Origin of the sequence: Acinetobacter sp. KB005 (assembly GCF_049949095.1) — a bacterium.
Classification (GTDB): domain Bacteria; phylum Pseudomonadota; class Gammaproteobacteria; order Pseudomonadales; family Moraxellaceae; genus Acinetobacter; species Acinetobacter calcoaceticus.
The window spans coordinates 1,361,979-1,381,261 of record NZ_CP188191.1 but is presented as its reverse complement, the minus strand read 5'-3'; the positions used below and the strand labels follow the sequence as shown (position 1 = coordinate 1,381,261).

The 19,283-nt window shown below is 38.9% G+C and carries 17 protein-coding genes; 12 read left to right on the top strand and 5 right to left on the bottom strand.

Annotated features, from left to right (window positions below; all coding sequences use genetic code 11):
* The first annotated feature begins 109 nt into the window (after window positions 1–109).
* On the top strand, window positions 110–664 hold the full coding sequence (locus ACPF64_RS06760; RefSeq protein WP_416659250.1) for a DUF2059 domain-containing protein: 555 nt from the start codon (window positions 110–112) through the stop codon (window positions 662–664).
* 24 nt (window positions 665–688) lie between these two features.
* Here ACPF64_RS06760 and ACPF64_RS06755 read toward each other — a convergent pair whose 3' ends face one another.
* The 4 genes from ACPF64_RS06755 to tig all read right to left on the bottom strand — a co-directional run bounded on the left by ACPF64_RS06755 (window position 689) and on the right by tig (window position 5,110).
* Complete coding sequence (locus tag ACPF64_RS06755; protein WP_005036950.1) at window positions 689–1,405, bottom strand: DUF2846 domain-containing protein; 717 nt, start codon at window positions 1,403–1,405, stop codon at window positions 689–691.
* Between the two features lie 152 nt (window positions 1,406–1,557).
* Window positions 1,558–2,871, bottom strand: coding sequence for an ATP-dependent Clp protease ATP-binding subunit ClpX (gene clpX, locus ACPF64_RS06750; RefSeq protein ID WP_004641074.1), 1,314 nt, complete (start codon window positions 2,869–2,871; stop codon window positions 1,558–1,560).
* Between the two features lie 105 nt (window positions 2,872–2,976).
* Window positions 2,977–3,582 carry an ATP-dependent Clp endopeptidase proteolytic subunit ClpP gene (clpP, locus tag ACPF64_RS06745; RefSeq protein WP_003654845.1) on the bottom strand — a complete coding sequence of 202 codons (606 nt, stop codon included), beginning with the start codon at window positions 3,580–3,582 and terminating at the stop codon, window positions 2,977–2,979.
* Between the two features lie 193 nt (window positions 3,583–3,775).
* Window positions 3,776–5,110, bottom strand: coding sequence for a trigger factor (gene tig, locus ACPF64_RS06740; protein WP_005036955.1), 1,335 nt, complete (start codon window positions 5,108–5,110; stop codon window positions 3,776–3,778).
* Between the two features lie 414 nt (window positions 5,111–5,524).
* Between tig and ACPF64_RS06735 the strand changes: the two genes are divergently transcribed.
* From ACPF64_RS06735 to rdgB, 7 genes are all read left to right on the top strand, one after another.
* The gene (locus ACPF64_RS06735) at window positions 5,525–7,813 is read left to right on the top strand and encodes a TonB-dependent receptor (RefSeq protein WP_426455868.1); all 2,289 of its coding nucleotides are present in this window, start codon (window positions 5,525–5,527) and stop codon (window positions 7,811–7,813) included.
* A gap of 105 nt (window positions 7,814–7,918) precedes the next feature.
* Window positions 7,919–8,602, top strand: coding sequence for a Fe2+-dependent dioxygenase (locus ACPF64_RS06730; protein WP_005036960.1), 684 nt, complete (start codon window positions 7,919–7,921; stop codon window positions 8,600–8,602).
* 458 nt (window positions 8,603–9,060) lie between these two features.
* Window positions 9,061–10,758, top strand: coding sequence for a 2-isopropylmalate synthase (gene leuA, locus ACPF64_RS06725; RefSeq protein WP_004641067.1), 1,698 nt, complete (start codon window positions 9,061–9,063; stop codon window positions 10,756–10,758).
* A gap of 83 nt (window positions 10,759–10,841) precedes the next feature.
* The gene (gene metX, locus ACPF64_RS06720) at window positions 10,842–12,002 is read left to right on the top strand and encodes a homoserine O-succinyltransferase MetX (RefSeq protein WP_004641065.1); all 1,161 of its coding nucleotides are present in this window, start codon (window positions 10,842–10,844) and stop codon (window positions 12,000–12,002) included.
* Window positions 12,002–12,595: a methionine biosynthesis protein MetW gene (gene metW, locus ACPF64_RS06715; RefSeq protein WP_001217230.1), complete on the top strand. Its 594-nt coding sequence runs from the start codon at window positions 12,002–12,004 to the stop codon at window positions 12,593–12,595. The genes metX and metW overlap by 1 nt, the downstream gene beginning before the upstream one ends.
* Entirely contained in the window at window positions 12,592–13,179 is a 588-nt protein-coding gene (locus ACPF64_RS06710) for a tetratricopeptide repeat protein (RefSeq protein WP_017391301.1), read from the top strand. Before metW ends, ACPF64_RS06710 begins: the two co-directional genes overlap by 4 nt.
* Window positions 13,180–13,353: 174 nt before the next feature.
* A complete protein-coding gene (gene rdgB / locus ACPF64_RS06705; protein ID WP_426455867.1) occupies window positions 13,354–13,980 on the top strand; it encodes an RdgB/HAM1 family non-canonical purine NTP pyrophosphatase in 627 nt (208 codons plus the stop codon).
* Between the two features lie 224 nt (window positions 13,981–14,204).
* Here rdgB and ACPF64_RS06700 read toward each other — a convergent pair whose 3' ends face one another.
* Window positions 14,205–15,080 (bottom strand): AEC family transporter, encoded by an 876-nt coding sequence (locus ACPF64_RS06700; RefSeq protein ID WP_198079044.1) that lies wholly within the window; start codon window positions 15,078–15,080, stop codon window positions 14,205–14,207.
* Window positions 15,081–15,333: 253 nt separating this feature from the next.
* Between ACPF64_RS06700 and ACPF64_RS06695 the strand changes: the two genes are divergently transcribed.
* The 4 genes from ACPF64_RS06695 (at window position 15,334) to ACPF64_RS06680 (ending at window position 19,124) form a co-directional block, all read left to right on the top strand.
* Window positions 15,334–15,552, top strand: coding sequence for a Sec-independent protein translocase subunit TatA (locus ACPF64_RS06695; RefSeq protein WP_004794775.1), 219 nt, complete (start codon window positions 15,334–15,336; stop codon window positions 15,550–15,552).
* Between the two features lie 12 nt (window positions 15,553–15,564).
* Window positions 15,565–15,999 carry a Sec-independent protein translocase protein TatB gene (gene tatB, locus ACPF64_RS06690; protein WP_017391305.1) on the top strand — a complete coding sequence of 145 codons (435 nt, stop codon included), beginning with the start codon at window positions 15,565–15,567 and terminating at the stop codon, window positions 15,997–15,999.
* A complete protein-coding gene (tatC, locus tag ACPF64_RS06685; RefSeq protein ID WP_004794778.1) occupies window positions 15,996–16,766 on the top strand; it encodes a twin-arginine translocase subunit TatC in 771 nt (256 codons plus the stop codon). The genes tatB and tatC overlap by 4 nt, the downstream gene beginning before the upstream one ends.
* Window positions 16,767–16,943: 177 nt before the next feature.
* Complete coding sequence (locus tag ACPF64_RS06680; protein WP_426455866.1) at window positions 16,944–19,124, top strand: PhoX family protein; 2,181 nt, start codon at window positions 16,944–16,946, stop codon at window positions 19,122–19,124.
* Window positions 19,125–19,283: the final 159 nt, after the last annotated feature.

Below are 19,283 nucleotides of genomic sequence, written 5' to 3'. Positions count from 1 at the left end.
ATGCATTCTTTTTTATTTTAAAATCTGAAAAGAATTGTAACAATTACTTCTTCAATCTGTGCTATTAATAAATGCACTCTCTCGCCATATATTGAATATAGGTCATTTCATGACTATTCGCCCTATTCTTAAAAATCTTTCAATTAGCCTCTGCCTAAGCTGTATTACGACAAGCTTATTTGCATCTCCTGCCAAATTAAGTTCAGTCAAAGAACTCATGCAAATGAGCCAAATTGATTACCTACTTAAAGAATCAATTAATGAATTAACGCCTTATTATGATCAACAGGCAGAACAAATCGTTAGTAATATCACGGGCATCAAAGCTTTAGGTCCAAAAGAAAAAGAGGCCGCCAAAAAGTTAGGTTTACTCTTGAAAGATTCGAGCAATCAGCTCATCAGCAATCCTAAAACAGCACAAGCTTTACAAGATATTTATTTAAAGACATATTCTGAAGAAGAGATTCAAGCGAATCTTAAGTTTTTAAAAACCCCAGAAGGCCAATCGATTACACGTAAAAATGTGCAGATTATGGGGCAAATTTCAGAATATATGATGGAGTTGGGGCAGCAGACATTTAATGACCCTAAAGCAAGGGATCATATGCAAGAAGAGATGCTTAAAATTATTGCGCCATTGATGAAAGATAAAGAAAAGTCTTAACTTTTCTTTATCCTTTGCAGGCCATTACCAAGTTAAAGGGTTCCATAATTTAAATGGTTTAATCAGATGTACATCTGATTTTTCATCATATTTAGCAGGTTTTAATTCTTGTGGTTTATGCCGAATCTTGCCTGAAGCATCTTCTGCTACAAAGTTGTAGCTTGAAGATTTCAACTCGGTAAAGGCAATTTCTCTACGGCCAATATTATCTTGCATTAACATAAATGGGCCAGTGTGTTCACCTCGGTCCATTTTATTTTCTTCATCATATTTCAAATAATAAGACGTTCCAGCCTCAACAGTTATATCCATATATTTTGGCTCTTGAAAATGAATCCCCAATAAAGGGCGGCTCGCAGAAAGACGATAAGTCCCTGCTGGCAATTCAATCCAATAATAATGGTTATGTAGTAGGCTCGGAATTCGCTTGCCATTTACAAACAGGTTAATCGCAGCAATTTCCTGACGATTCCATTTCGTATCTGGTCGATAGAGGTAAACGACAGCAGCTTGTGCATTTTGTGGTTTGATCGGGACAAATGTCTGACCCAATTTTTGATTAACCCAACCACCCACGGCAAAACCACCTACGTGATATTGGTCTAATAGCCCGGGTTCTTTTTCAACATCAACTTTAGGTAAGGTTGCAGTCAATTCACCCGTATTTTTTTCTAAATGAGATGAACTTTGACAGCCCACAAACAGTCCGGCACAGCACAAAGATACGATTAAATAACGCATGGCATCCCTCAAAGCGTTTTGTTTTTGATTTATTTTTTACACCGCAAAACTATGCGTATTTTGTATTTTTAAGATTAACACCACGCACATAAATTGAAAACAAAAAAAGCATGAATCACTCACGCGATTCATGCTTTTTAGATGAATAAAATCTATGCAGACTTCGAATCAATAACCTTTAAATCTGCCTTAGCAACACTTTCATGCGTTGCAGCTTCTTTAGGTTGACGCTCTGCTTGATAAACAGGTTCTGCTTCACCATTAATGACTGCTTCATTAATGATGACTGTTCCAACGTCAGTACGACTTGGTAAATCGTACATGGTTTCAAGCAGTACGTTCTCCATAATAGAACGTAAACCACGCGCACCTGTATTGCGTTCAAGTGCTTTCTTCGCGATAGCACGCAATGCAGAATCTTCAAAGATCAGATCAACATTTTCCATAGTGAAAAGATATTGATACTGGCGAGTTAATGCATTTTTTGGCTCAGTCAAAATTTGCATTAATGCTTCTTCATCCAACTCTTCAAGTGTAGCAATCACTGGTAAACGACCAATGAATTCTGGAATTAAACCAAATTTCACTAAGTCGGTTGGCTCAACCTGACGGAACAATTCAGCAAGTTTTTTGGTTTCATCTTTGTTTTTAACATCAGCTGTAAAACCAATACCGCCTTTCTCTTGACGCTGCTGTACAATTTTTTCCAAACCAGAAAATGCACCACCACAAATAAACAAGATATTCGAGGTGTCAATTTGGATAAACTCTTGCTGCGGATGCTTACGTCCACCTTGCGGAGGAATAGAAGCCACTGTACCTTCAATCATTTTTAACAATGCTTGTTGTACACCTTCGCCAGAAACATCACGCGTAATTGACGGGTTTTCAGATTTACGAGTAATCTTGTCAATTTCGTCAATATAGATAATGCCCTTCTGAGCTTTTTCTACATCGTAGTCTGCTTTTTGCAAAAGCTTTTGTACAATATTTTCAACATCTTCGCCCACATAACCAGCTTCGGTTAATGTCGTTGCATCTGCCATTGCAAATGGAACGTCTAAAAGGCGAGCCAATGTTTGCGCAAGTAAAGTTTTACCCGAACCTGTAGGTCCAATCAGTAGAATGTTACTTTTAGCAATTTCTACTTCTTTAGACACATGGCCATTATGACCAACTTTTAGGCGTTTATAATGGTTATAAACCGCAACAGATAACGTCTTTTTGGCAAGATCTTGACCAATCACATATTGATCAAGCGCAGCACGTATTTCATGTGGTTTTGGCAATGCCTTACTTGCCCAGTCCCCTGCTTCAACCTGTTGGCTGGTTTGTACAAGGTCTAAGCAGACATCCACACATTCATTACAAATATATGCGTCCTCACCTGCAATCAGTTTCCCGACTTCAGACTGCGTTTTACCGCAAAATGAACAATGTTTTTGTCCTTGAGGATGTTCGGACATATTCACTCCACAAATAGAATCTTAAATATTAGGGCAAGATGCACTGCATAAATAACTAAATGGAGATCTTTTTCAACATCTCAAGTTATTTACATCAGAAGGTCCTTATGGACGCTTACTTAACACCTGATCAACCAAACCATATTCTTTAGCAGACTGTGCTGTCATAAAGTTATCACGGTCAGTATCACGAGCAACGGTTTCGTAGTCTTGACCACTGTGCTCTGCCATTAAGCGGTTTAAACGTTCTTTAATAAATAGAATTTCACGCGCATGAATTTCAATATCCGATGCTTGACCGCGGAAACCACCTAGTGGTTGATGAATCATGACACGGGCATTTTCTAGACAATAGCGTTTGCCTTTAGCACCAGCATTTAACAAGAATGCACCCATTGAAGCAGCTTGACCCATACAATATGTAACGACATCAGGTTTAATAAACTGCATCGTGTCATAAATAGCCATGCCCGCTGTCACAGATCCACCTGGAGAATTGATATAAAGGTGGATATCTTTATCAGGGTTTTCAGCTTCTAAAAACAACATTTGGGCAACAATCAGATTTGCCATGTTGTCTTCAACTTCACCTGTTAAGAAAATGACGCGCTCACGTAAAAGTCGTGAATAAATATCAAAAGAACGTTCGCCGCGAGAAGATTGTTCAACCACAACAGGAACTAAAGCATTTTCAATTGTTGGAACATACATACGTTATTTATTCCTAAATTTTTTGTGACTTAACCTATGGCAACAATATGCGGGATAATTTCTCAAATTGCAAAAGGTTCGCACTGAAATATTATATTATTTATACCTAAGTACTTAATGTCGCACTCAAATTAACCACATAGTGAAAAACAAAAAAGGCGCCTAAAGCGCCTTTTTCTGACTTCTTAAAAGATTAGCCCATACGGCGAGCTTGTTGTTCTTTTAACAAATCATCGTAAGATACAGCTTTGTCAGTCACTTTAGCAGCAGCTAAGATGTGATCAACAACTTGATCTTCTAATACAACTGCTTCGATTTGAGCACGTTGTTGAGCATCATTTTTGAAGTATTCAATCACTTCAGTTGGATCTTCGTAAGAAGAAGCCATGTCGTCAATGTAAGCATCAACGCGAGTTTGATCAACTTCAAGTTTAGCGTCAGCTAAAACTTTGCTCACCAATACGCCAAGCTTAACAGAACGCTCTGCTTGCTCTTTGAACAATTCGTCAGGAAGCATGCTCTTGTCAAAAGATTGCGCGCCTGCACCACCGAACTGTTGAGTGAACTGTTGAACCATTTGTTGACGTTGACGGTCAATTTCTTGAGCAACCATTGCAGTTGGAACTTCAACTTCGTTCGCAGCAACAAGTGCATCAAAAGCAGCTTGTTTAACTTGGTTACGTAAACCATTGCGAACTTCACGTTCCATATTCTTGCGAACGTCAGCTTTTAACTTCTCAACGCCTTCTTCTTCAGTTACACCGAAGATTTTCAAGAATTCAGCATCAATTTCTGGAAGTTTTGATTTTTCAACTTGCTTCACAGTGATTTTGAACTGAGCTGCTTTACCAGCCAAGTTTTCAGCTTGGTAATCTTCTGGGAAAGTAACATCGATTACTTTCTCTTCGCCAGCTTTCATACCAATGATGCCGTCTTCGAAGCCAGGAATCATACGACCTGAACCTAACACAAGTTTAAAGTCTTCAGCAGAACCGCCTTCAAACTTCTCACCATCGATAGTGCCTTCAAAGTCAAAAGTCACTTGCATGTCTTTTTTCGCCATGCCCTTGGTAACAGCCCAAGTTTGACGTTGTTTTTGCAAGTTTTCGATCATAGCGTCAACGTCAGCATCTTTAATTTCAGCTGTTTTACGTTCAACTTCTAAACCGTCAAATGCTTGTACTGTAACTTCTGGATAAACTTCTACAGTCGCTTCAAAAACTAAAGCATCTTCTTTATGTTCAACTTTATCAATGTTCGGCATTCCTACCGCATTGATTTTTTCTTGTTGAATTGCTTCAAAAACGCTATCACGAATGATGTCATTTACAACTTCTTGATAAATGCCCGCACCGTATTCGCGACGAACAACGTTTTCAGGTACTTTACCTGGACGGAAGCCGTTGATCTTCACAGTTTTGGCAGTGCGCTTCAAACGAGCTTCAAATTGCTCGTTAATACGGCTCGTCGGTACAGAAACATTTAAACGACGGGCAACGCCCGAAACCGCTTCAGTCGTTACTTGCATGGCTTCCTCGATAAAAATTAGTGAGTAGGAACAGTTTTTTTAAAAGTGCTGTATTATATGACAACTTTCAAGATATACAAAATTAACCGACCACTTCATTTAAATGAAGGTCGTTATTCTCGTAAATTTCACAGTAATTTTATGATTCTTTAAATATTTTTCATAAAGCCTTAAGTAAAACTAATTTTTTAGTTATTCTTCATAAATCTAAAATTACAATCAAAATCTAATTTTAATCGTTTTTACAAACAATTACTAAGAATCAGTAGATTAGCTACATAAAAGTACAATTCCCTATTCAATCATTCACTTCATCTTCACAATCCAATTGGCAAATCCAATTAACACAAACTGTACATATAAATAAGAATTATTATTATTCGCATAACCTTTTAGTTTTAGAGTCCTGAAGTCATGTCTTTGATTAGAACACGTAAAAAAATTGTTTCTTCTGCGATAGCTTCATCGCTATCAATGATTGCAACAACAGCCATGGCACAAGAAGCAATTTCACAATTACCAACGATTCATACTCAAGCGACTCAAGAAGAATCTTTAAAAGTAGACCAGTCTGCAAACTCTAAATTCGTGGCTCCCCTCAAAGACACGCCAAAATCGGTCTCTATTCTTTCTCAAAAATTAATTAAAGATACAAACTCTAATACCCTACTCGAAGCTTTACGTTATGAACCAGGCATTACTTTAGGTGCAGGTGAAGGCGGTACACCATTTACAGATATGCCTTACATTCGTGGTTATAGCGGACAGTCTTCTATTTATGTTGATGGTGTTCGCAATACAACGTCACAAAGCCGCGATATGTTTGCCATTGAACAAGTGGAAGTGATTAAGGGCTCTTCTTCTGCTCTTGGTGGCGGTGGTAGCGTTGGTGGAAGTATCAACTTAATCCCTAAAGTTGCTCATGAAGGTGACGTTTACCAAGGTAGTGTTCAAGGTGGTACCGACAACTATCGACATATTCAACTCGATGCAAATAAAGACTTCGGAAATGGCATTGCTGGTCGTGTTGTTATCATGGGCCATGAAAATGAAAAAGCTGGTCAGAGTAATGGAGCTGAATATGCTCGTGCTGGTATTGCCTCAAGCCTTGCATTTGGCCTAGATACAGCAACTCGTGGAACACTTAGCTACTACTATTTACGCAGTAATGATGAACCAGATGCGGGTATTCCATTTAACAATGCAAACCCGACTACTCCTCCTGCTGGAGTTACTGTGACTCCTGGTAACGGTAAGCCTGTTGATGTAAAAGCGGGTACTTACTATGGCTGGAAAGCTCGTGACTTTGATAAACGTGAAAACCATATTGGTACGTTTAAATTAGAACATGACTTTAATGAAAATCTTACCTTGTCTAATGTAGCGACTTACAACAAATCTAAATCTGACTATGTTTACACCAATGCTGATGACTCGAAGGGTAATATTTACAGAGGGACAGTCGCTCGCCGTGCTTTAAGTCGTATCTTGGATACTGATGCGTATAGTGATCAACTTTCTTTGAGAGGTAAATTTAATACCGGTTCATTAAAACATTCTTTTAATGTCGGTACTGAATGGAGCTTCCAAGAAACTGACCAAGGCGTATATACCTTTACCAACGCTGCTGGTCAAACCACCTCGACTATTTTAGACAGCAATATTCAAAACTGTACTTCAGCTGCTGCTGTAGCAAATGGCTGGTGTACGAGTTTAAATAATCCAGGAAATGGTGCATTCACAGATAAACGTGGATCTATTACAGCACAATCGACCACTCGTAGTCATAATGTAGGAGTCTACGCTTTAGATAGTATTGAATTTAATCCACAATGGTTACTTAACTTAGGTGTTCGTTGGGATAAATTTGAAACTGAGAAAAAATATAATAAGGATGTAGGTGGGCGTACCCCTCATAAAGCTGGTGATAAGCTAGAAAGTGATACCGATTACTTCTCTTATCAGGCTGGGTTAGTTTTCAAACCAACAGAAGATGGTAGTATCTATTTAAGCTACGCAACGTCAGCGAACCCTGTAGGTGTGCTCGCTGAAGGTGATACAGGTTCAGATTCTATTAGCGACTCAGGTAGCGCAAGTGCGAGTGCAAATGATCTAAAACCAGAAGAAGCTCGTACTTTTGAACTTGGAACAAAATGGGACCTGTTTAATAATCGTGCGAACTTAACCGCAGCAATTTTCCGTACTGAAAAGCAAAATACACGTATCCAAATCGACCCTACAACAACTGCTAACGCTGGTAAAAGTAAAGTTGATGGATTTGAAATTAGTTTGAACGGCAAAATTACTGACAAATGGGATGTTTCTACAGGCTATAGCTATTTAGATAGCGAAATCACTGAAGCGGCATACAATGCGGTTGCTCAAGAAGGGAAACCATTACCATTTGTAGCGAAAAACAGTGCTACCCTATGGTCTACTTACAGAGTAATGCCTCAATTGACTTTAGGAGCTGGTGCTGAATACCGCGATCAAGTATTTGTAAACACGACTGCGCCTAAATATTTGCCAACTTATACCATTTACAATGCTATGGCTAAATATGATGTGAACAAGAACGTGAATTTGCAGCTTAACATCAACAATATCTCTGATAAGCGTTATTTCACGAGTGCACATGCAGCTCACTACGCATTTGAAGGTAATGGCCGTAATGCAGTGTTAGCAATTAACTTTAAGTACTAAGTTTAAATTCCATAATTTATTTATGGAATTAATTAAAGTTCATATAAGATAGCCTCATCACGAGGCTATTTTTATAAATGAAATATCTATTTAAAGGTGTTTGCTGTGATTCATCATATCCCTAATGTTTTAAGCAAAGAGCAAGTTGCCGAGTTTCGTAAACTCATGAAAGAAGCGAATTGGGTGGGAGGAAAAGTTACTGCTGGCACTCTATCGGCTTCAGTTAAAAGAAATCAGCAACTCTCTGAACAAGATCCACTTACACACAATTTAAGTGATATTGTGATTAAAGCAATTTGGCAAAATCCTGTGTTTCAGGCCGCAGCCCTACCCCACAAAATTATTCCACCACTTTTTAATCGTTATGATGAACATGAAAGCTTTGGCTTCCATGTAGATAACTCAATTCGTCTTATCCGTGGTACTTCTGAGCAAATTCGTACCGATTTATCTTGTACATTATTTTTAAGTGAACCTGATGAATATGAAGGTGGTGATCTGGTTATTGAAGATACTTATGGTTATCACGAAGTCAAATTACCAGCAGGTGATGTCGTACTCTATCCCTCTACTAGCTTACATGAGGTAAGTAGTATTACATCAGGTACTCGATTTGCTTCTTTTTTCTGGGTTCAAAGTCTGGTCCGTGATGATAGTAAACGACACCTTTTATTTAATTTAGATGAAAGTATCAGAGCACTGCGTAAGACACACGGTGATAGTTATTCTGAAGTTATGAAACTCACCAACATTTACCACAACTTAATTCGCATGTGGTCAGAACTGTAACTACATTTATTTTTGCCTTATTGAGATGACGTAATCTTTTTTCCCTCAATAAGGCAAAATAACGAAAAATATTTTCCACAAATTAGAAAGTAGCGCAAAATTAGAAAATTATTTTCTAATTTCCGAGATTAAAATTATTATAAGAATTTTGCACAACGTGTAATCATTGTTTAGATGTGATATATCTAAATGATAAACATATTAGCAAACCACCAAACTTATTATTTCACGGTCTAGAGATGAAAACGAATTACTTGTTTGCCCAGCCTACTCAAGCAAGACATCATCTGCAACTCCTGATGCTGCGCCACGCGCGCGTATAAATATTTTGTCTGCTTTTTAAGCAGCACTTCGAAATTACCTTTAATTTTTCTCAATTAGATACCATATATAACCGTAGAGACGTTGCCTTTTAAATATATCCAGAGCAACCGCGCTACGAGACAAGGAGTTTTCTCATGATGTTGGCTGACCCAAGCAAAAAATACCGCCGTATGTACCAACGAGTGGATTTACCAGATCGCCAATGGCCAAATAACGAAATTACAAAAGCGCCAATCTGGATGAGCACCGATTTACGTGACGGTAACCAAGCAATTTTTGAACCAATGGACATGGAACAAAAATTCAAAATGTTCAAAATGCTTGTAAAAATCGGTTTCAAACATATTGAAATCGGCTTCCCTTCTGCATCTCAAATCGACTTCGATTTTACCCGTATGTTGATCGAAGAAAATCATATTCCTGATGACGTATACATTGAAGTTTTGGTTCAAGCACGTGATCATTTAATTGAACGTACCTTTGAATCTTTGGCTGGTGCTAAACGTGCGATTGTGCATATTTATAACTCTAATTCTCCAACCTTCCGCCAAAAGGTGTTGAATGTAGATGTTAATGGTGCAAAACAGTTAGCAATTAATGCTGCTCAAAAAGTTAAAGAGTACGCTGCGCAATATCCTCAAACTGACTGGATTTTTCAGTACAGCCCAGAGTGTTTCTCTGCAACAGAATTAGAAGTCGCTAAAGATGTCTGTGATGCCGTCACAGAAATCTGGGATGCACGTCCAGATCATAAAGTTATTTTAAACTTACCTGCGACTGTAGAAGTTTCTACACCAAATGTTTATGCAGACCAAATTGAATGGATGCATCGTAATTTGGCACGTCGTGATGGTGTAATCATTTCTGTTCACTGCCACAATGACCGCGGCTGTGGTATTGCTGCATCAGAACTTGCAATTATGGCAGGTGCTGACCGTGTTGAAGGATGTGTGTTCGGTAACGGCGAACGTACAGGTAACGTTGACGTTGCAGCGATTGCATTGAATATGTATACCCAAGGTGTAGCGCCAGAGTTAGATTTCTCTAACATTAATGAAGTGATTGCAACGGTTGAAGAATGTACTGGCTTACCGGTACACCCTCGCCATCCATATGCAGGCGACTTGGTATTTACTGCATTCTCTGGTTCACATCAGGATGCAATCAAAAAAGGCTTTGAGTACCAGAAAAACGAAGAAATCTGGGATATGCCTTACTTGCCAATCGACCCGAAAGATTTGGGCCGCGACTACGATGCAGTTATTCGTGTAAATAGCCAGTCTGGTAAAGGTGGTATCGCTTACTTATTAGAAGCGAACTACAACGTTGTGTTACCTCGTCGTTTACAAATTGAGTTCAGTCAGGTTGTTCAACAATATGCTGATGATAATGGTACAGAAATTAACGCAAAAGAAATCTGGACCTTATTTAAAGACACGTATGTTGATGTGAAAAACCATCATTACACAGTCAAAAACTACAGATTATCTGACATTAATGGTACTCAAATCATCGAACTTGATGTTGATGTCGAAGGTGAAACACAACAACTTCGTGGTGAAGGTAACGGACCGATTTCTGCATTCTTAAATGCACTTCAGTTACCAATTGACGTATTGAACTATGAAGAACGCAGTATTAGTTCAGGTGCAAATGCGAAAGCGTTAACCTTAATTGAGCTTCAAGTCAAAGGTACAGGCAGAGGTTCATTTGGTGCAGGTGTTCATGACAATACCGTCACCTCATCAATTGAAGCAATTATTGCATGTACTAACCGTTTGATTGATCAAGGCGTTTTAAGTACAGATCAGGTTGTTGCCGCTGCTGTTTAATTTAAAAAAAGACTTTGGAAAGGATACCTAGCTTGGTATCCTTTCTTTTTATTCCTGAAAGATTTAAAAGGCGAAATGTTCCCGTGTCTTTTCCAGCTGATTCAGTGGGGTTAGTCACTCCGCAAAAGTTCCAATTTGAAGAACCATTACATCTTGAATGTGACCGTGTTTTGCCACGTTTTGAATTAATGGTCGAAACTTACGGCACTTTAAATGCAGATAAATCAAATGCTATTTTAATCTGTCATGCCTTATCTGGACATCATCATGCAGCGGGCTATCACCATGAAGATGATAAAAAAGCTGGCTGGTGGGATAGTTGTATTGGCCCGGGTAAAGCAATCGACACGAATAAGTTTTTTGTAGTTTCGCTAAATAATATTGGTGGGTGTAATGGCTCAACTGGCCCAACGTCACCAAATCCTGAAAATGATAATCGCCCTTATGGACCAGATTTCCCATTAGTAACGGTACGTGACTGGGTAAAAACTCAGGCCATGCTTTCTGACCGGTTGGGTGTAAATATTTGGTATGCCGTTATTGGTGGCTCTTTAGGGGGCATGCAGGCACTACAATGGTCGGTTGACTATCCTGACCGCTTACAAAAATGTGTCATCATTGCCAGTGCGCCAAAGCTTTCAGCACAAAATATTGCCTTTAATGAGGTTGCACGCCAGTCTATCTTGTCTGATCCAGACTTCCATCATGGTCGTTATTTAGAAAATGATAGCTATCCTAAGCGTGGCCTGATTTTGGCTCGCATGGTAGGTCATATTACCTATCTTTCAGAAGAAGCCATGAAACAAAAATTTGGTCGTGATTTAAAATCAGGCAAATTTATGTACGGTTTTGATGTCGAGTTTCAGGTTGAAAGCTACCTTCGTTATCAAGGCGAACAGTTTAGCCGTAACTTTGATGCCAATACTTATCTCATTATGACCAAAGCATTGGATTATTTTGATCCATCACGTGAATACAACCACTCATTAACAGACGCGATGGGTAAAACAAAATGTCAGTTCCTGATCGTTTCTTTTACAACAGACTGGCGTTTTACACCAAGTCGCTCTCAAGAGATTGTTGATGCACTCATTACCAATCATAAGCCAGTAAGTTACCTCGATATTGATGCGGAACAAGGACATGACTCGTTCTTATTCCCGATTCCATTGTATGTAAAAACAATGCGCGCTTTCTTAGGCGGTGAAGAACTCTTAAAATCGACGTCACTGGAGGCAAGCTAATGCGTATTGATCAACAACTGGCAGAAAAGTGGATTAAACCAGGCTCAAGCGTACTCGATTTGGGGTGTGGTGATGGTGAATTACTCGCTCATATGAGCCAAAAGCATCAAATTCGTGCTTATGGCTTAGAAATTGATCAAGAAAAGATTGCAATTGCCGTCAGTCGCGGGTTAAATATTATTCAACAAGATTTGAATCTCGGTTTAAGCCGCTTTGCTGACCAGTCTTTTGACTATGTGGTCATGGCACAAGCTTTGCAAGCCGTAGATGCACCAGATGTTTTATTAAGAGACATGGTGCGTGTGGGTAAACAGGCAATTATTACTTTTCCAAACTTCGCGCATTGGAAGACTCGTTCTTTTCTTGCATTAAAAGGTATGATGCCTGTATCGGATGCTCTACCATATATGTGGTATAACACCCCCAATATTCATTTATGTACATTTAAAGATTTCGAAGCACTCTGTGCGGAAAATCAGATACAAATTATTAATCGACTCGCCGTCAATGGAAATCAGCAGGGAAGCCTGTTAAGCAAACATGTTCCTAATTTGTTTGGTGAAGTCGCTATTTATCGAGTGAGTGCACTATGAAAAAGACATTATTTAGCACACTATTTGCAGGACTGCTAAGTATGCAGGCTCATGCAGATTATATCGCCCAGCCACAATCGGTTGCGAGTCAGGCTGCACGCTTTTCAACAATGGGGGTGAGTGACCTTCAGAAAGCTGCAAAAGCTGGTCAAGCAGGCGCACAATTTTACCTTGGTACACACTACCAATATGGTAAAGATGTAGAAAAAGATGAAAAACAAGCTTTCACATGGTTTAAAGCAGCAGCTGATCAAGGTTTATCGCCAGCACAATTAAACGTAGGCCGTATGTATGCCGACGGTATTGGTGTTAGAAAAGATGAGTCAATGGCTCGTAAATACTTTGAGAAAGCGGCAAGCAATGGTGATAACCGTGCAAGCTATAACCTCGCGATGATGGAAGAGCAAAAGAAAAACTACGTAGGTGCTTACCAGTGGTATGAGCTTTCAACTCGTGATGGCATGCTCGACAATAAAGTAATTAGCCTATCAGAAGGTAAGAAAACTGCTCTTGCAGCTAACTTGACTCAAGAACAAATCCGTACAGCACGTGACCGTGCAGACAAATGGATTCAAGCACAATAATAACGGTTCATCCGTAAAAAACCTTACTCGAATAAAACCACCTTGTATGCTCTACAAGGTGGTTTTAGTTTAGATCATGCCATTTTATATTCTATTTATTTCCCTCTATATCCCCTCTTAAAAAACACGTAACATAACTCACGTTCGATATTAGCTATAAAGTTTGGTTTTATTATGTCTACCCCACATTGGTTTGATCAGGGCAGTTTAGTTCTTGCCAGCAATAACAAAGGTAAAGTCGCTGAGTTTGAAAAACTTTTTGAACAGCTTAAGTTACCTGTAGAAATTATTCCTCAAGGTCGCCTTAATATTCCTGATGCAATTGAAGATGGTTTAAGCTTTATTGAAAATGCCATTATTAAAGCTCGTCATGCCTCTCAAATTTCAGGTAACCCTGCTATGGCTGATGACTCTGGTATTTGTGTTCCTGTCTTAGGTGGCGCACCCGGTATTTACTCAGCACGCTATGCTGGAGAACATGGTGACGATGCTGCCAACAATGCAAAATTATTAAATGATCTTTTACCATTTCGTAAAAATGGTGAAGTGATTGAAGGCATGTTCGTATGTGTACTTGCTTTAGTAACGCATGCTGAAGATCCTTTGCCACAAATTTTCCAAGGCATTTGGCACGGCGAAATTTTAGAAGCTGCACGTGGTGAAAATGGCTTTGGCTATGACCCACTGTTCTGGTTGCCTGAGTTACAACTTTCTAGCGCTGAACTGTCTAAAGAAGACAAAAATAAGATTAGTCATCGTGGACAAGCGATGCAGTTATTTAGAGAGAGTTTGCAGAAGTAAGTTGTTCATATAGCCACAATATGCAGCGTTAAAACATATTAAACTTTGTATAGGCAAACCTTACTTTTCAAAGATGAAAAGTAAGCAAAAATCTTTTGTTAGACTGATGGTACATCCTGAGCGATTTCCAAAGCACTGCTTTGGAAATCAGCGCAAGGCAGTGACATGGCGGCATCCATGCCGCCTTCGCACAAGCAGATGTGGTGAAAAAAGTTTAAAATTAATTATAATGCGAAATGTAAAAACACAGCATAAATCGCAATACACACACAACTCACAATCGTCCCTGAGGCGATATAAGCCGCGGATCTTCCTGTTCCTTGATAATGTGTTTCTAGCGCTACAATATTGGCCGCTGGTGGTAGACAGAACATTAAAAACATCACTCCAATTTGCTGACTCATATTGGGAATTGGTAGAAATCTATAAGTAAGTCCACAAAGAATAATCCCACATACCACCTTAAAAGCTTGAGCTTTTGTACTGTAGATTAAGTCTTTTAAATGCACACGTGTACGGCGTAGCCACATTCCCAATACACACATCCCAGCAAAAGTCATTGCGAACTTGGCAACTTCATAAACCCAGTGTATGGCAGGATGTTCAATATGTTGAGCACCAAGAAGTCTAAGTAGAAGCGCAACGAATATTGAAATACATGGTGGAGAAGACAAAACTTTTTTTAATATATTGAGCTTACTTTGCGGTGCAGTCGTTACTGCTGTAACTGCCCATGCATTTCCGAACAGCGACATACCTATATATAACGCCACAATAGGCGCCGTAGCTTGGGGGCCAAATAAAGCCATGGCAAAAGGAAAACCGAGCCAGCCCATGTTGGTATAACTTGCACAAAGTGCTAATAATCTGTCTTTAAATAAAGCTAAATAAGCAAAGAAAATAAGAAATGCTGAACCAAAGCTAAACAGCATTAAACTCAAACTACCCGGTTGATAAAATACCATGTTGTAAATAATAACAACGGGAATAAGTAAGCGTGCGAGCCAAGCTGAAAGAACGGGTTTTATGGTTTCTGAAAGAGAAGTCTGGGCAAGTAAAAGTCCAGTGATAAACGCCAATATTGGCAGTAATAACGCCACGTTTGCTCCTCTCACCTCTCAAAATCAGTTTGTTATGCTACACCTTTTCAAAATGAAATGTACTCTCCTTTTCAAGTAATTTAAGCTTCTCTTTTTTAACTCTTTCTAAAGTAAAAAACCAAACACATCCTTTCTAGAACCCATCTTTTTAGATTTTGACTGACGGCCATTGTCTTAAAAATGACATATAAATGTCACATTGTTGTCATAGCAACCTGTTGAGATAAAACAAACTGAAAAGAGGTATAAGATCATGGCCGGTTTATCTATTTGGCACGTTGTTATTTTTGCAATTGTCGTTATTTTATTATTCGGTACATCTAAATTAAAAAATATCGGTAAAGATGTAGGCGGTGCAGTAAAAGACTTTAAAAAATCAGTTCGTGAAGAAGACGAAACTGCTGCTCTTAATACTCCACGTACAATTGATGCCCAAGTCAAAACCCCTGACAGCACATCAGTGAAAAGCTAAAGGTTTTCCACTATGCTTGATGTAGGAATGACAGAACTACTCTGTTTTGCAATTATTGCAATTTTAGTTTTAGGTCCGGATAAACTTCCAGAAGCCGCACGCTTTGCTGGTCGTTGGTATGTCCGTCTAAAACGTTATATTACCAATTTGCAAAATGAGATTGATCAAGAGTTGCGTCTTTCTGAATTTCGAAAGGAAATGCAAGAAGAACTCAACCGCATTGAAGCACTTGAACGAAAAGTACAGCAACAACTTGAAGAAATACAAAAACAGACTACTTCAGACAACTCAGAAAAAGCTGAGGTAGCTGAAACTATATCTCAGTCTACAATGTACTCCCCTGTATCGGGCCATTATGAAGTGCCCTTTCTTGCCAAATTTACACCTTTGGCATCTCAAAGCGACACTTTAGAAACACCCCCCGTTAAATTGAAGATTGCCGTATGAACCAACTGCCTTCAACGACTGTAAATACGCAAGAAAATTTAGACCAAATGCCAATCATGAACCATTTGGTCGTTTTAAGACGTCATTTATTTAGGATTGTCGGGGTAACATTATTTTTATTCTTTTGCTTATTGCCCTTTAGAAATAACACTTACCAATTATTATCTGAACCTTTAAGGCTGCAACTTCCTGCATCATCGTCAATGATTGCAACAGATGTAACTGCAACCTTTATGGCACCTTTTAAGCTCAATTTATTTGTCGCGCTCGTGTTGGCAATGCCATTTATTCTTTATGAAATCTGGACTTTTGTCCGCCCAGCGTTGTATCAAAAAGAACGTCATTTAGCACTTCCATTACTTATTGGTAGCATTGTTTTGTTCTATGCTGGCGTTGCTTTTGCATATTACATTACCCTTCCAGCGATTTTACATTTCTTTATTAGTGTATCGCCTGAAACGGTAGCACCTATGACGGATATTAATAGCTACCTAAGCTTTTGCTTAAAGTTATTTTTAGTTTTTGGTGTCACTTTTGAAATTCCAATCGCGACCCTCTTACTTATTTTAATAGGTGTGGTGAATACAAAGAGTCTGGCTGAAAAAAGACGTTTTATTATTGTGGGATGTTTTTTTGTAGCCATGTTCATTACACCACCAGATGCAATTTCTATGGTGATGTTAGCCATTCCAATGTGGTTGCTTTTTGAACTTGGATTATTGTTCGGTAAAATTCTTGAGAAAAGAAAAGCTCAATCTGCTGAATAAAAAATCATGTTTTTTTAAAAGCCTGAAATACAAATTTCAGGCTTTTTTATATAGACCACTTTTTAATCTATAAACCCATAAACTGTCTTCAAAGTGACTTAAAAGTGTAAGAAAAGTGTCATTTCTAGTCCATAGAATCAACTCAACAAATATACTCACAAAAGTTACGGATTTATTATGACAACTGCTTCTAATCACCCAACACGTCGCGATATTTTAAAATGGTTTACGGGGATTCCTTTTCTTCCATTAGGTGCGATGGCTACGGCAGCAACGTTAGCAGGATGTAACGATAGTAATGATGATTCAGATATCACTACTCCATCAAAACCAATTAATTTTAAAAATGCAACGTTCACTTCAATGCCAGCTCCTTCTGCTGTAGCAGAGATGGCAACGACAGCATGTGCATCAAAGCTTGCAATTTCATGGGAAGATGGCAGTAAAACCGAATACCAACTCGCTTACAAACCATTCTTTTTAACAGGTACAGAAGTTCCTGATGGTAAAGGCGGAAAGATTATAGCGGGTGGTTATTACGATATTAATAATAAGCCAATTATCGATAAATCAGTTGCGGGTAAAGAGCGTCAGTTCTTCTCTGACTGCCCAGACGGTAGTTCTCTAATTAGCTTCAAACAAGCGACTGGCAAAGATTTCACAGATGCAGACAAGAAAGCATTAGGTGTAACGGGTAACCCTGTATTCCATGTCGTTCAATTTGAATATTTATCGAAGGACCAAAATGGTGGTGATACTTACGGTAAATTATCATCTCCGATTGCTGTGCTTACTTTAGACCAAGACCCGAAAACTGGTCATTTGACTTTAATTAAATATCACAATGTAGACACTTCAAATGCGCATGGTTTATGGATTACTTGTGGTGCAAGCTTATCGCCATGGGGAACTCATTTATCGAGTGAAGAATATGAACCAGATGCTTTCAACCAAAAGTTAGGTCAATCACTTTCAACACTTAAAGCATTCAGTAAAAATGTGTATGGTGATGAAAACGCTGCTAATCCATATAACTATGGTCATTTACCAGAAATTACGGTAAATGCAGATGGTACGGGTCACGTGACAAAGCACTACTGTTTAGGTCGTATTTCACACGAACTCGTACAAGTTTTCCCAGATAATCGTACAGTCTTGATGGGCGATGACTATACCAACGGCGGCCTCTTCATGTTCGTTGCAGATAAAGAGAAAGACCTATCTGCCGGCACACTTTACGTTGCAAAATATACAACAGTACTTACAGATACAACGACTGGTCAGATCTCATGGATCAAGCTTGGTCATGCAACAAGTGTAGAGATTGAAAACCTAATCAAGAGCGGTATTAAAGGAACTGATATTTTCGAATCGGTTCTACAAATTGCCAAATATCCAAGCGATGCAACGACAGCAGAAGTTGGAGCTATTGATGCTGGAGATAAAGGTACGCCTGAACAACAAGCTTTAGCAAAAGCTGCGAAAGATCGTTTAAAACTCCAACAAGCTGCTCAAAAAGCAGAATTGGAAGCACAAGGTTTTAAATTTACTTATTTGAGCAAAACTGGTGTTTATCTTAAGCTTAAAGATAACAGTGACAAAACTAAACTTGCCGCTGCTTTCCTTGAAACACACCGCTATGCTGCTTACATCGGTGCTTCAATGGCATTGACTAAGAACGAAGGTACGACTGTAAATATTGCAGATAAACGAGCATATTCGGCTTTAGCTAACATTGTTGATTCAATGGTTGAAGGTGGTAGCGGTTATCTTGCTGAGCACAACGTTAAATTCCCAAAAATCACGGCTGGTGGTATTTTGGAGCATAAACTTACAGGCGGCCAAAAAGACAGCTTAAATGTCGCAATCAATAGTGAATGGGTGCCTAGCCAATCTAGCCTTCTCATTAAAGGTAAAGATATTAGCTTTGACAGTTTAGGTAATACTGCTGACCCAGAGCAGATTGCTAGCCCTGATAACTTGAAGTTCTCTGAAAAGCTACGTACGTTATTTATTGGTGAAGACTCTGGTAACCATTTGAATAACTTCTTATGGGCTTACAATGTCGACACTAAACAGCTCATCCGTATCTTGTCTACACCAGCAGGTGCCGAATCGACTGGTCTACATGCGGTCGATGAAGTGAACGGTTGGACCTACATCATGAGTAACTTCCAACATCCAGGTGATGAATGGAATCGTTTCTATAAAGAAACTAATGGTGTTCGTACTGGTATCAGTGCAGATTTACTTGCTCAAATTGATACAGCAATTAATACAAACTACAGCAACAAATTTGCAGCAGCAGTTGGCTATATCACTGCCGACCCAATTGCTCCATCTGTTGTGAAGAAATAATTTCTTTCACCAGAATAAAAGAAACCTGCTTTGTGCAGGTTTCTTTTATTTTTGACTAAACGATCAAATATTTCACTAAGTTATCATCAAAACGTCAACGCCACGTCACACTACCCAACTAAGCTAATGAAGATTTTTAGAACAATCTCTTTTACTTCT